The organism is Pseudomonas hunanensis (genome assembly GCF_013393325.1).
Taxonomy (GTDB): domain Bacteria; phylum Pseudomonadota; class Gammaproteobacteria; order Pseudomonadales; family Pseudomonadaceae; genus Aquipseudomonas; species Aquipseudomonas putida_P.
In genome coordinates, this window is sequence record NZ_QJRC01000023.1 from 1 (window position 1) to 363 (window position 363).

Sequence of the window (363 nt, forward strand, 5' to 3'; positions counted from 1 at the left end):
GCAGCGCTTTCATCTCCTCTACCTGCGCCATGCCGCTCTTCAAATACTTCTGTACTTCCTGGCTGAACGGATTTTCCGTGATGGCCTGGCTGGTGATCCGGTAGCGCGCTGCCAATAGCCCCAGCGCCTTCTCGGCATTCCCCTCACGTGCTGCCATCAACACCTGCTGGCGCAGGCCATGGCTGGCATCCCAACGGGTTTGCCCGCGCAGGCGCTTGAGCACCACGGTATTGACTGTCTGGGCGGTGAGGTCGGTGATGCCGACCATGGCCGGAAAGCGGCCGGCCAAGCCTTCGATCACGTTATCGCTGGCGCCGAGCAAACTGCCGATCGCGTCGGCCTTGTCCTTGAATGGGTTGAACG

At 61.7% G+C, this 363-nt stretch carries 1 pseudogene; it reads right to left on the minus strand.

What is annotated here, in order from left to right:
• Positions 1–363: pseudogene (locus DM807_RS00225) on the minus strand (T6SS effector BTH_I2691 family protein); the annotation flags it as partial.